This is a genomic window from Kitasatospora sp. GP30 (genome assembly GCF_029892145.1).
Lineage (GTDB): Bacteria > Actinomycetota > Actinomycetes > Streptomycetales > Streptomycetaceae > Kitasatospora > Kitasatospora acidiphila.
In genome coordinates, this window is the sequence record NZ_JARZAH010000002.1 from 408,552 (window position 1) to 421,707 (window position 13,156).

Annotated in this window: 9 protein-coding genes and 1 pseudogene; 5 read left to right on the forward strand and 5 right to left on the reverse strand. The window is 66.1% G+C overall.

From position 1 onward, the window contains the following. The first annotated feature begins 458 nt into the window (after positions 1 to 458). The 3 genes from P3T35_RS05185 to P3T35_RS05195 all read left to right on the forward strand — a co-directional run bounded on the left by P3T35_RS05185 (position 459) and on the right by P3T35_RS05195 (position 4,366). Positions 459 to 674, forward strand: coding sequence for a hypothetical protein (locus P3T35_RS05185; RefSeq protein ID WP_180356418.1), 216 nt, complete (start codon positions 459 to 461; stop codon positions 672 to 674). 170 nt (positions 675 to 844) lie between these two features. Further along, positions 845 to 2,338 (forward strand): endonuclease NucS domain-containing protein, encoded by a 1,494-nt coding sequence (locus P3T35_RS05190; RefSeq protein ID WP_101380013.1) that lies wholly within the window; start codon positions 845 to 847, stop codon positions 2,336 to 2,338. Between the two features lie 891 nt (positions 2,339 to 3,229). Then, positions 3,230 to 4,366, forward strand: a complete 1,137-nt coding sequence (locus tag P3T35_RS05195; protein WP_101380012.1) for a Fic family protein — start codon at positions 3,230 to 3,232, stop codon at positions 4,364 to 4,366. A gap of 51 nt (positions 4,367 to 4,417) precedes the next feature. Here P3T35_RS05195 and P3T35_RS05200 read toward each other — a convergent pair whose 3' ends face one another. Further along, entirely contained in the window at positions 4,418 to 5,227 is an 810-nt protein-coding gene (locus tag P3T35_RS05200) for a helix-turn-helix domain-containing protein (protein WP_143676787.1), read from the reverse strand. A 1,453-nt stretch (positions 5,228 to 6,680) separates the two neighbouring features. On the opposite strand from P3T35_RS05200, the pseudogene P3T35_RS05205 reads away from it, so the two are divergent. Then, a pseudogene (locus P3T35_RS05205) lies at positions 6,681 to 7,934 on the forward strand (IS110 family transposase). 99 nt (positions 7,935 to 8,033) lie between these two features. On the opposite strand, the gene glnA reads toward P3T35_RS05205, so the two are convergent. Continuing rightward, a complete protein-coding gene (gene glnA, locus P3T35_RS05210; protein ID WP_101380010.1) occupies positions 8,034 to 9,446 on the reverse strand; it encodes a type I glutamate--ammonia ligase in 1,413 nt (470 codons plus the stop codon). Positions 9,447 to 9,728: 282 nt separating this feature from the next. Here glnA and P3T35_RS05215 point away from each other — a divergent pair, with 282 nt between their 5' ends. Then, the gene (locus P3T35_RS05215; protein WP_101380009.1) at positions 9,729 to 10,196 is read left to right on the forward strand and encodes an RDD family protein; all 468 of its coding nucleotides are present in this window, start codon (positions 9,729 to 9,731) and stop codon (positions 10,194 to 10,196) included. A 112-nt stretch (positions 10,197 to 10,308) separates the two neighbouring features. On the opposite strand, the gene P3T35_RS05220 is transcribed toward P3T35_RS05215, so the two are convergent. The 3 genes from P3T35_RS05220 to lipB all read right to left on the reverse strand — a co-directional run bounded on the left by P3T35_RS05220 (position 10,309) and on the right by lipB (position 13,133). Further along, the gene (locus P3T35_RS05220) at positions 10,309 to 10,998 is read right to left on the reverse strand and encodes a DUF4191 domain-containing protein (protein ID WP_101384969.1); all 690 of its coding nucleotides are present in this window, start codon (positions 10,996 to 10,998) and stop codon (positions 10,309 to 10,311) included. A 246-nt stretch (positions 10,999 to 11,244) separates the two neighbouring features. Continuing rightward, positions 11,245 to 12,198 (reverse strand): lipoyl synthase, encoded by a 954-nt coding sequence (gene lipA / locus P3T35_RS05225; protein WP_101380008.1) that lies wholly within the window; start codon positions 12,196 to 12,198, stop codon positions 11,245 to 11,247. 134 nt (positions 12,199 to 12,332) lie between these two features. Continuing rightward, a complete protein-coding gene (gene lipB / locus P3T35_RS05230; protein WP_101380007.1) occupies positions 12,333 to 13,133 on the reverse strand; it encodes a lipoyl(octanoyl) transferase LipB in 801 nt (266 codons plus the stop codon). Positions 13,134 to 13,156: the final 23 nt, after the last annotated feature.

Genomic DNA, 13,156 nt, shown 5'->3' on the forward strand with positions numbered 1-13,156 from the left:
GCCACCGGACAGGAGGCCGTTCGTACCGTTTGGTGCAAGGCCAGGGCAGGGTTGAGCATCCGGTCGGAGCGCGGTGGTCAGGCCATCGTGTCAGCCTCGACTGGAATTGGTTACTGAGCGTTGTGGCATGAGAGGGAAGGAGGATGTCCCGGCGGAGTCTTCGATGGGCGGCAATCGAGTTCGATCTCGGTGCACCGGTGCACATCGCGGGCGGGTGACGAGGTAGAGGTTCTCACTCGTGCAGTATCGGTGCAGGTCAGCGAGTCGCTAATCTGCATTGATAACTGCGGCCCCTATCCGTATTTCCGCAGGTCGGAGGGCCTACTCGAACATGTATCCGACCCGCGGAGACGCCTAGTCCCAGGGAAGATCATTTCACAGCCAGTGCACACGTGGCGGCCGCTACAGGTGCGCAAAAGTCTCGGAGCATCGCTGGCGCTGTCTCCTGCCCCGAGTTCGTGCCCGCAGAATCGGCACACCTGGTATCCCTTGAGCCGCAGGGTCCGGTCTTCGGCGACCATCTTCGAGTACAGGCGCGGAGATGCAACGTCGCCTTCGACATAGTGCTGCTTGCCGTCAACTTCCACGACAATTCGTACCGTTCCGGGGAGGCCGACTGCAACGGCAGCAACAACCAGCGGTGGGACCTGCTCCGGATCAACAACTTCCAGTAGATGCCGACCTCTTGAGGCTGGCCCGGCAACCTGGCGGCGGTCCGTCCGGTTACCGGGCCGGGACGTGGCCGTCGATCCGGTGAAACGTCTTCGGTGCCGCGCGGCTCGTGAGAGGCTCATTCGTGTCGGACGGGCCTAACGCGTGCTGTGAGGAAGGACGTGAGCCGGGGATGACCGATCGAAGCGAGGCTGCTATCCGGGATGAGCTGGCCCAGAATCTCGCGCTCATCGAGCCTGGCCTCTCGCTTGTGGGAGTCGAGTTTCACCTCAAGAACGCGCACGGTGCGCGCGGATTCGTGGACATCCTGGCGCGCGACTCACTCGGAAACCTGGTCATCATCGAGCTGAAGCGCAGTGAATCCACGTCGAGACAAGCGATCCACGAGCTTTTCAAGTACACGATGCTGGTTCGGGCCGGGCACGGGATCAGTGTCGGGAAACTGCGCTGCCTCCTTCTGTCGACCTCGTGGTCAGAGCTCATGGTGCCGTTCTCCGATTTCGTTCGCAACGTCGAGTTCGCTGCAGAGGCGAAGCGGTTGGTATTGGACGACGCGGGGCGGGTGAACGCCGTCCTACCGGTGCCCCTGGTTGCTGATCCAACCGCTGCCGGGCTGTTGCCGTGGCACAACATTTATCTGTACGGCGACGCTGTTGCCAGATCCGCCGGGGCGATGGAACTCGCCGACGGGATGCGGCGTGCCGGAATCTCCGACTATGTCCTCGCACTACTCGACCACCGCGGGGAGGGCGGCAACGTGATCCACCGGAGTGCCATCTATGCTGCAGTCTCGATGCACTTCGCCGACGGACGTCACCTAGTGCCGTACACCTCACCCGAGTATGCCGAGTATGAGCGGCTCACTTACCGGGCATCCCGGCGGGTCGTCCCAGAGAGCGTCGAGATCGGATATCCGGACAAGCTCCGCCAGATCCTGCGTTCCTGGGAGGTCGGCCGAGTCGTCCGTGGTGGGCGTTTCTCGTCGGACGCCTTGTGGCCCGACGACGGATTGATCGGCCTGATGCTCTCTGAGGATGGCGAGTACTCCGGTTGGCTCGAAGTACTGGCGTCCCCGCGACACCTGCCTGGGTGGAAGAAATCGCTCGGGCGCATTGCGCAGTTCCTTGAGGGTAACTGCAATTGGAGTCGTGGCATCGAGGACATACTAAGCCACCTGGAGCACACGGCGACCGCCTCGCTGGAGATTTTCAATCCGCGGGATGTCATTGCAGCCGTCGGCCATGCTGTACGACACGAGAACACCTCGGCGTTTTCGGTCCTGGAACTGATCGTTGATGCCGAGGGCGAGGTAAGAGTCTTCAAGGGATTCGTCTGTTGGGACGGTACGACTCGGCCGGCGGATCCGGTGGAGGTGATGGGTCGAGTCCTGGCGGGCGGCGCGGCCGAATATAGCGACCTGTATCACTTCGATGGCGTGGGCCCCCACGACCCCGCATTGATGGCATGTCACGGACTCTCGCACGAGCTCTTCGAAGTCGCTGACGGCAGGTTCGTCCGGAGATTCGACGCGGTGGATGGCGGTTGGGTTGAGTTCGACGAAGGGCAGCGTCGCCTGTTCAGGCCGGCAGCGGAGTTCCTGTTGGCCAATCAAGCCTACTGTCGGGCACTGGAAGCGCTGACCCACGTCATCGAGGTACCTGGATGACGACTCGGTTACTGACTTCGGCCTGTCAGAGTGGGGTTGGGGCGTCGGGGGCAGGCCGGTGCTGGCTATGAAGCCATCGGGGGTGTCGGGTCGGTACTGCAGGCGTTTGAGCCGATTGCGTACGAGGTCCTCGAGTCGGTCGACGGCGACGTTGGCCGGACTGCGGTCCATAACTGGTCCTCCACCCAGCCGTGCGCGGCCGTGCCCGGCTGGCCACTGGCCTGGTCTGCGGGCTGGGCGGCCTGTGTGGCAACTACCTCTGGGCCCGTCTGCAGCACAGAGCCCGCCGGAGAAGGTGCTGAAACTTGAGCACCCAGAGTAGTGAAGGGATGTGTCGTGTTGCGGTGGTTCATATGTCGGGAGGTGCGCTGCGGACCTTCCGCTGAGTTGGATCTCCGTGCGCGCTCATTTCACACTCATTTCACATCGCGAGCCGGTGTCAGCCCTCCGATGGGCGTTTCCGCAGGTCAGGAAGGTCCTGGCCTGCGGAAACAATGAGAGATCGAACTGCGTCTCCGCAGGTCAAAGGCCCCTTACAGGTCGTAGTAATACATGAACAGGGCTCTGACCTGCATCGGAACCACCCTCCGGGATGCCCGGTGCACAACGGGGGCACACTCGGGAGGGCTCAGGTCACGCCGCTCGCCGGTCGCCGCAGCGGGTAGAGGGCGTGTCGATGTTTTTCAGACAGACCCCATGAAGCCGGGCGCTTGACTCAGTGGCCCTCCGGTAGGGGCACGGCGTTCCAGTCGACCGGGCTGGCTGTCGGTACTGAGGACGAGAGAGAGTGCTGGCTGGTCCGGATTGCCTCTTTGGGCTGGGGTGGTGCACATCCGGGCACAGCGTGCGCACGCGCTTGACGTAATGATTGCGTCATCCTATCGTCGATACATGCTCTTCCCTGCGCCTTCCCTTGCTGTCGACGACGAGCGGGTACTCGACGAGATCGAGCGCATGCGCCTCGCGCTGCGGCACCAGGTTCGTACGGCCCCGGCCAAGTGGACCGAGGGCCTGCGCAAATTCCTGACGGCCGATGCCGTGGCGGCTTCGAACTCCATCGAGGGCTTCAGGGTGTCCACCATCGATGTTGAGGATCTGCTGGAGGGCGAGCGCGATGTGGATGTGTCAGAAGAGAATCGCGAGGAGACGCTCGCTTACCAGCGGATGATGACGTACATCCAGACATTGCACGATGTTGACGACTTCTCCTACAGCAAGGGGTTGCTCAACGCGCTGCACTGGATGCTGCAGGGCCACCGCCACACTGTGCGGAAGCCGGCCGGCCAGTGGCGCCGTGGACCGGTGTACGTGACCGATGCCCGCGATCCGAGTATCGCCGCCTACACCGCACCTGACGCAGGGGATGTTCCTTCGCTGATGGAGGAGTTGGTGGACTGGCTGAATGACGGTGACGACGCGCATCCACTCGTGCGGGCTGCGATGGCGCACCTGCATCTGGTGTCGGTCCACCCTTGGGCCGATGGGAACGGTCGGATGTCGCGCTCGCTGCAGACTCTCATGATCGCCCGGGAGGGCGTTCTCGCCCCGGAGTTCTCCTCGATCGAGGCCTGGTTGGGGCGCCCGGGCAACACCTGGGAGTACTACCGGGAACTGGGACGCCGAGGCTCCGAATACCTGCCCGACCAGGATGTCTCCGGATGGGTTCGCTTCAACTTGACCGCCTACCACCAGCAGGCGCAGACCGTGCAAGGCCGCCTGGACAGGTCCGGGCAGGTCTGGGGCCTGCTTGCGGACTTTGTCGAGGCTGCCAGCATGGACGAGCGGGTGGTAACGGCTCTGCACGACGTGGCCATGGCCGGCCGGGTGCGACGCTCGCGTTACGAACACGCGGAGGGACTGAGCGTGCAGCAGGCACAGCGGGATCTGCGTGAGCTGGTCACCGCTCAAGTGCTTGAGCCAGTCGGCCGCACTCGGGCCAGGTACTACACGGCCGGACTGCGTTTCCCGGAACGGGCACTAGGCGTGGCACGAACTCCGATGCGCCTCGTCGACCCGTTCGTTGGCTGAGATCCTGCTGGTAGGTGGACGGCGGCGCTCCACTGCGCTCCGCGTGGGAGGTTACAGTACGTCGCCGCTCGCGTGGAGGGCGCCGTTTTCGATGTCATCGACGTGGACGATGGCGTCCGGAATATCAGTGAAGTGCATGAGGGCCCTGACTGAGACCTTGTAGCTTCGACCTGCCCTCGCCACAGGGAGGGGAAACTGCCCTGCTCTGATGAGCCGGTACGCAGTGGATTCAGCGACCCCCATCACGCCTGCTGCTTCTCGGAGCCCGATGAATGAGGGGTAGAGATCTGAGGTGTAGTAGTAGAGATTTGGGTTGGAAATCCGGGTTCGGGATAGGCCTGAGGCCTTCACCGCCTGGCTGATCGACCCCGAGCGGTGACCGGCGCGAATTTCCTCGTGAAAACCTCGCACGGCATCGAAGCAACCCAGCCCGTGAAGAAGCGCTCCGAGTCGCTCACCCCTGATCTGTTCTGCGACATCCGCGTCACGGATGTTGTTGACATCGATGACTGACGACGCCCTCAAGGGGGCGCCGTGGGCTGGTATCTCCGGCGAAAGCAATATCTCAATGTCGTCCGTCGATTGCTCCGGTGAGCGGGCCTTCCCTCGCTGGAAGGCTACTTCGAAGGCTGCCTTGACCATTCGGTCCCTGACGTGGCGCGGCGGAACGCCCTGGGAAGTGTCTGCCCAAACCTCCAGTGCGGTTGCCACCATGGCTGACCGGAGTTCTTCACGCTCGACCCGGAATTCACGGGCGATCCTCGTGGACAGTGAGCGGAAACATGGAACGATGCAGTCGAGGATTACCATTCGCCATGTGTCGTCGCCATCCAGGTCACATAGCCTCCCCATGGCAATCATGGACTCCCATAGACGGGAATTTGGAGCGGAGCGGACTCCCGCCAGGATCGCCTCGGCGCGAAACCTTGGATACGTGTGATGTCGCTTTATGTCGCAATGATTGACATTTCCAACATGTGCGCAAACCGGCTCGCTCCCGAAGATATTCCGGATGTTCAATTCAATCTGGTGAAAGATATCCGACATGTGTGGACTCCAATCCGTGATGGTCACTCGTGGTCAAGTATGGAGAACTGCTAAGGGTCTGGCGGCCCTCCTGTTCGTGCCAATTTAATGACGTGAGGAATATTCAGTCGGCCTGCAGATGCCCTCGGCGCGCTGGCGCAGTTGGCGTGGTGCAGGGCAACGGGGCGAATCCATGTAAGCGTAGAAAGTTTTTCCGAAATCTGGAGATAGTCTGTTGAGATGAACGATATTGCGGGAAATGTGATCGGATAGATCGTCGAAATCGCCAGAACTACTGCAACACTCTTGACCGTTTCGGGTTGAGTGCCACCCTCGCATCGGCCTACGGCCGGCACCCTGAGATGCGATGAAGGGGTGGGCGCCTCCGCTCCCTGCGGGCGCTCCCAGTGTTGGTCGACCCTGGGCTTGTCCGTACAAACCTGCACAACGATCGAGGTCCCGTATGGGCCGAGTGCGCCGGCGGGCGGCAGTGCGTCGGTATCGACCCGCACGGCCGCCACTCGTGATCGTGAGTCAGAGTGATCAAGGAGAACTGCTGGAGACCGCCCGGATCGACAACGGCCCCGTGGTGCGGGCCCTTTAGATCGCCACGGTGGGTCCCGATCTGGATGCGGTACTGGAGGTCACCTCTGGCTGGGTACTGGGCCGCCGACGTGCTTCAGGCTGCTGCTGCCACCGTCCATCTGGCGCACCCGCGCCGCTTGACAGCAGCTCTGAGCGCCGTGGCCAAGCCATGGTGTGAGTCTCCGCTGGAACTGGTTACCGAGCGTTGTGGTTGCAGGATGGCGGGCGATGCCGTGCCGGAGTCTCCGGTGGTCGGTCACCGGGTTCGATCTGGGTGCACCGCTGGTGCACATCACGACGGGCTGAAGCTGCGGGGGGCTCCCACCCGAACGGCGTCGGTGCAGGTCAGCGACTCGCTGACCTGCACCGACACAGCCGGCCCTTTCGCTATTTCCGCAGGTCAGCGATCCAGCGCACCTTCGGTGCGCGCCGGGGGCGTGGTAAATGCCGTGGCGTGCGCGGGAGGTGCGCTTCCGTCTGCCCTGACGTGGGCCGATGCCAGTTCCGGGATGCTTGAGGGGTTCGTTCCGGCCGAAACCGATGCCTCTGTGATGCCGGTGAGCTCGCAGGTCAGCGTGGTGCCGAGGGCCGTCCACGGGACCGTGGAGTGTTGCTGTGATCACGTGCGTCAGAATTCCTGATTCACCCTGGCCCTCCCGGAACGACGTACCGCTTGACCGTGCGTCAGGGAGGGAGCGGGAGCGTGGATGTGCTGCACGAACGCTGTGCCGGCCTGGACATCAGCAAGAAGGACGCCAAGGCGGGTGTCCGGACCCCGAGCACGAAGCGCCGGGGGTCGTTCACCAGCCAGACCACGACCTGGGGATCGACGACGAACGCCGTGCTCGCCCTGCGGGACCACCTGATCGCCGCCGAAGTCACCCTCGTGGTCATCGAAGCCACGTCGGACTACTGGAAGCCCTTCTACTACCTGCTGGCCGAGGACCTGAACGTGATCCTGGTCAACGCTCGGCAGGTCAAGAACCTGCCCGGCCGCAAGACCGATGTCTCCGATGCCGCCTGGCTGGCCCAGCTCGGCGCCCACGGCCTGGTCCGAGCCTCGTTCGTCCCGCCGCAACCGGTCCGCGAGCTGCGGGACCTGACCCGGGCCCGCACCACCGCGACGCGCGAACGCGGCCGGGTGATCCAACGCCTGGAGAAGCTGCTGGAAGACACCGGGCTCAAGCTCTCAGCGGTCGCCTCCGACATCATGGGCGTCTCCGGACGGGCCATGCTCACGGCCCTCGTGACCGGTGAACGCGACCCGCAGACCCTCGAGGACATGGCCAAGCGCAAGCTCCGCAACAAGATCCCCGAGCTCACCGAGGCGCTGACCGGCCACTTCCGTGAGCACCATGCCCCCTGATCCGCCTGTATCTCGACCAGTACGACCAGCTCACCCGCATGATCCAGGACCTGGACGACCGGATCGGAGAGGCGATGGCGCCCTTCCGCGACGCCCTCGACCTGCTCGACACCATCCCCGGAGTCAGCCGGGGAACCGCTGAGGTGATCATCGCGGAGACCGGCGGCGACATGGCCTGGTTCGCCTCCGCCAAGCACCTCGCCTCCTGGGCCGGAGTCTGCCCGGGCCACCATGAGTCGGCCGGCCGTACCAAGAGCACCAAGGTCCGGCCGGGCAACCCCTACCTCAAAGGCGCCCTCGGCATCGCCGCGTTCGGTGCGGTCGGCAACAAGAACACCTATCTCCAGGCCAGGTACCGACGCCTCGCCGCCCGCCGCCGCCCGCCGTGGCCCGCTCAAGGCCCTGGTCGCCATCGAGCTCTCGATGATCACCGCGATCTGGCACATACTCACCGACCGCGTCCCCTACCACGAGCTCGGCGGCGACTACTTCGCCCGGCGAGACCCCGAACGCGCCACTCGCCAGGCCGTGGGCCGACTCAACCAGCTCGGCTACACCGTCACCCTCAACCCGATCGAGCACCCAGCCTGAACGACAGCAAGACAGAACCCGGCGACCGCTGACGGCCACCGGGTCCCGACCCTGCCCAAAACCACCCTGACTGCTGCTATTTACGCGTCAGAGGCCCCTTTACAGATCGTAGTAGAGCTCGAACTCGTGCGGGTGCGGGCGCAGGGCGATCGGGGCGATCTCGTTGGTGCGCTTGAAGTCGATCCAGGTCTCGATCAGGTCCGGGGTGAAGACGCCGCCGGCCAGCAGGTACTCGTGGTCGGCCTCCAGGGCCTCCAGTACCGCCGGGAGCGAGGACGGCACCTGTGGGACGCCGGCGTGCTCCTCGGGGGCCAGCTCGTAGAGGTCCTTGTCGACCGGCTGGAGCGGCTCGATCTTGTTCTTGATGCCGTCCAGGCCGGCCATCAGCATCGCGGAGAAGGCCAGGTACGGGTTGGAGGACGGGTCGGGCGCACGGAACTCGATGCGCTTGGCCTTGGCGTTGGAGCCGGTGATCGGGATCCGGATCGCCGCCGAGCGGTTGCGCTGCGAGTAGACCAGGTTGACCGGGGCCTCGAAGCCGGGCACCAGGCGGTGGTAGGAGTTCACCGAGGGGTTGGTGAAGGCGAGCAGCGAGGGGGCGTGCTTGAGCAGGCCGCCGATGTAGTAGCGGGCGGTGTCGGACAGGCCCGCGTAACCCTGCTCGTCGTAGAAGAGCGGCGCGCCCTCGGCCCAGAGCGACTGGTGCACGTGCATGCCGGAGCCGTTGTCACCGAAGATCGGCTTGGGCATGAAGGTGGCGGTCTTGCCGTTCCGCCAGGCCACGTTCTTGATGATGTACTTGAACAGCATCAGGTCGTCGGCGGCGTGCAGCAGGGTGTTGAAGCGGTAGTTGATCTCCGCTTGGCCGGCCGTGCCGACCTCGTGGTGCTGGCGCTCGACCTGCAGGCCGGCCTTGGCCAGCTCCAGGGACATCTCGGCGCGCAGGTCGGCGAAGTGGTCGACCGGCGGGGTGGGGAAGTAGCCGCCCTTGTACTTGACCTTGTAACCGCGCACGTCGCCCTCGGTGGAGCCGGTGTTCCAGGCGCCGGCCTCCGAGTCGATGTGGTAGTACGACGCGTTGGCGCTGGTGTCGAAGCGCACCGAGTCGAACACGTAGAACTCGGCCTCGGGACCGAAGAAGGCGGTGTCGGCGATGCCGGACGAGGCCAGGTAGGCCTCGGCCTTCTTGGCGATGTTGCGCGGGTCGCGGCTGTAGGCCTCGCCGGTGATCGGGTCCTGGATGAAGAAGTTGATGTTGAGGTGCTTCTCGCTTCGGAACGGGTCCAGTCTGGCGGTGGCCAGGTCGGGCACCAGGGCCATGTCCGACTCGTGGATCGCCTGGAACCCGCGGATCGACGAGCCGTCGAACATCAGCGTCTCGTCGGGGTCGAAGGTGGCTGCCGGGACTGCGAAGTGCTGCATGACGCCAGGCAGGTCACAGAACCGCACGTCGACGAACTTGACGTCGTTCTCCGCGATGAACTGCTTGACCTCGTCCGCGTTCTTGAACATCGGAGTCTCCTCTACCCGTCCGTCGGCCGGCCGTCCCAACCGGTTCGGGGTGGGCTCACGATAGGAACAGGCCGTTTCCTGGCGGTGACCCATTCGTTTCCCCCATGTTAAGCGGCCTCCTCCGAACGGATGGCAAAGCCGGGCGGGACGGGGCAAATCGTGTCCATGGCAGGGACGTTCCTGCTGAGTGGACTAGACCACTTGGGGTTGTCGGCGAAGCGGGATTCACTCGCAGGGGGAGTCGCCGCCGGTGCGCCCGGTAAGCCCGGCTACTGTTGATTCGTGGACAGCAGAGAAGCACTGGGATCGTGGCTGGAGGGCCCCAAGGCCGCAGCCGAGCGCATGGGGGCCGACTTCGGCTACCGCGGTGAGCGGCTGGGCCGCCCGCAGACCGGTTCCGGAGCCGTGGCCGGGCCGGGCCGGCGGATCGGCGCGTTGTTCGTCGACGGCTGGATCGCCAACATCATCGCCCTCGGCCTGCTCGCCCACGGCAACCTGGCCAAGGCCAACATCTACGGGCTGCCGGTCTTCTTCGCCGTCAACGCGGTGCTGCTGGCGACCGCCGGCACCACCTTCGGCAAGCGGCTCTTCGGGCTGCGGCTGGTCCGGCTGGACGGCAACCGGGCGACCGTTCCGCAGGTGCTGCTCCGCACCCTCCTGCTCTGCCTGGTGGTGCCGGCGCTGATCTGGGACCGGGACCAGCGCGGGCTGCACGACAAGGCGGTCGGCACCATCGAGGTCCGGATCTGAATCGCCGAGAGACCGCACGACATCGTCGAGATCGCACGACATCGTCGAGAACGTACGAGAGGGGCCCTGCTGCCGGCGGCAGCAGGGCCCCTCTCGTACGTGGTGCGGAGCCTCAGCGGGCCTGGCCGCCCTTGGGCATCCGGGCACCCTTGGGCATCGGGCCCTTGGGGATCGGCGCCCGGGAGAGCAGGTCGCCCAGCGCACGCAGCCGGTCGTTGGTCTCGGTCACCTGGGCCCCGGTGATCGCGCGGGGCAGTCGCATCAGGGTGATCTGCAGCTTCTTCAGCGGCACCTCGCCCTCGCCGTCGCCGACCATGATGTCGTGCACCGGCACATCGGCGACCACGCGGGCCATCTTCTTCTTCTCGGCGGCGAGCAGCGGGCGGACCCGATTCGGGTTGCCCTCGCCGATCAGCGCGATGCCGGCCCGGCCGACCGCACGGTAGACCGCGTCCTGGCTGCGGGTGACCGCGACCGGGGTCGGGTTGGCGGTCCAGCCGCGCCGCAGGTTGTTCAGCACTGCCGCGGCGGCACCCGGCTGGCCCTCCATCTGACCGAACGCGGCCCGCTCGGCCCGGCGGCCGAAGACGATCGCGGCGGCCAGGACGGCCACGATGAAGCCCAGGATCCCCAAGTAGATCGGGTGACCGATCAGGAAGCCGATGGCGAGGAACACGCCGAACGTCAGGAGGCCGATGCCCCCGAGGATCAGACCGATCTTGGTGTCGATCTGCTTGGTCATGATGTACGCCTGGCGGATCTGTGCGAGCCGCCCAGGAGTGTCGGATTTTTCCCTCGCCATGAAGGTCATGGTACGTGGCCGGACCTGCGGACGACGAAGCCCGGTCCCGATTCGGCCCGAACCGTAATCCGACGGCCCACCGCGCCCGCCGGGGAGAGCCGCGGCGCAAAGGCCGCGGGGCCCGGCCGTTCGCACGACCGGGCCCCGCGGGCCGTCAGGCCTGGGCCCCGCGGGCCGTCAGGCCTGGGCTACGTGGACCGTCAGGCCTGGGCTACGTGGACCGTCAGGCCTAGGCTACGTGGACCGTCAGGCCTGGGCGGCCGAGCGCCGCTCCAGCGCCTGCCGGTAGAGCCGGCCGGCCCGGTAGGAGGAGCGGACCAGCGGGCCGGACATCACACCGGCGAAGCCCAGCTCCTCGGCCTCCTCCTGCAGCTCCACGAACTCCTGCGGCTTGACCCAGCGCTCCACCGGGTGGTGGCGCAGCGACGGGCGCAGGTACTGGGTGATGGTGATCAGCTCGCAGCCGGCGCCGACCAGGTCGGCCAGCGCCTGGCTGACCTCCTCGCGGGTCTCGCCCATGCCCAGGATCAGGTTGGACTTGGTCACCAGGCCGGCCGCCCGGGCCTGGGTGATGACGTCCAGCGAGCGCTCGTAGCGGAACGCCGGGCGGATCCGCTTGAAGATCCGCGGCACCGTCTCGACGTTGTGCGCCAGCACCTCGGGGCGGGACGAGAAGACCTCGGCCAGCTGCTCCGGCACCGCGTTGAAGTCCGGGATCAGCAGCTCGACGCCGGTGCGGCCGGCCGCGCGCTCCGCGGTCATCGCGTGCACCTGGCGGACCGTCTCGGCGTACAGCCAGGCGCCGCCGTCCTCCAGGTCGTCGCGGGCGACGCCGGTGATGGTCGCGTAGTTGAGGTCCATGGTGACGATGGACTCGGCGACCCGGCGCGGCTCGTCACGGTCGAACTCGGCGGGCTTGCCGGTGTCGATCTGGCAGAAGTCGCAGCGCCGGGTGCACTGGTCGCCGCCGATCAGGAAGGTCGCCTCGCGGTCCTCCCAGCACTCGAAGATGTTGGGGCAGCCGGCCTCCTGGCAGACCGTGTGCAGCCCTTCCTTCTTCACCAGCGAGTGCAGCGCGTTGTACTCCGGGCCCATCTTGGCCCGAGTCTTGATCCACTCCGGCTTCCGCTCGATGGGGGTCTCGCTGTTGCGGACCTCCAGGCGGAGAAGCTTCCTGCCGTCGGGTGCGACAGCGGACACGTGCGGCTCCTAGAAGTAGACGGGGTACCCCCAGGGTACGCCTGTGCTTGTACGGTCGGCGCTGGGCCGGTGCCCAGCAATCGCAGGGCAACATCGCTACCGGTCGGTAGATTCCCGGGCGCCCTGGGCCTGGCTCAGCGAGCGGCGGCCGGCTCGGGCAGTTCGGCGAGCACCTCGGTGAGGCACCGCTCCACCGCCGGGATCACCTCGGGCACCGGAACGTCCCGGCTCAGCTCGGAACTGAGCGAGGCCACCCCGGCGTCCCGGATGCCGCACGGGATGATCCGGTCGAACCAGGTCATGTCGGGGTTGCAGTTGAGCGCGAAGCCGTGCATCGTCACGCCGCGCGCCACCCGGACGCCGATCGCGGCCAGCTTGCGGTCGTCGCCGCGCTGCCCCGCGTTGGACGGCGCGTACTCCGGGCCGGCCAGCCGCGGGTCGATGCCCAGCGGCAGGCCCATCCGCAGGGTCAGCTTGCCGATGTCCACCACCTGCGCCGGGTCCACCTGGGCGTCCGGAAGCTCGTCGCCGAGCACCCAGACCCCGCTGCGGCCCTCCACCCGGCTGGTCGTCACGGTGAAATCGGTGCAGGCCCGGATCAGCGCCTCCTCCAGCCGGCGCACGTAGGCCACCACGTCCATCGGCTCGGGCAGCTTGATGATCGGGTAGCCGACCAGCTGGCCGGGCCCGTGCCAGGTGCCCTCGCCACCGCGGTTCACCTGGACCACCGGGGTGTCGTCCAGCGGCAGGTCCTCCGGCTTGGTGCGCTTGCCGGCCGTGAACACCGGCGGGTGCTGGAGCAGCAGCACGGTGTCGGGGATCTCGTCGGCGAGCCGAAGGGCGTGCAGCCGCTGCTGCTCCTCCCAGGCGTCCTGGTACGGGACCAGCTCCTCGCCGTTGCCCAGCCGGACGAACCGCACGTTCTCGCTCACCACTGCTCCTAGCCCAGACGACGCGA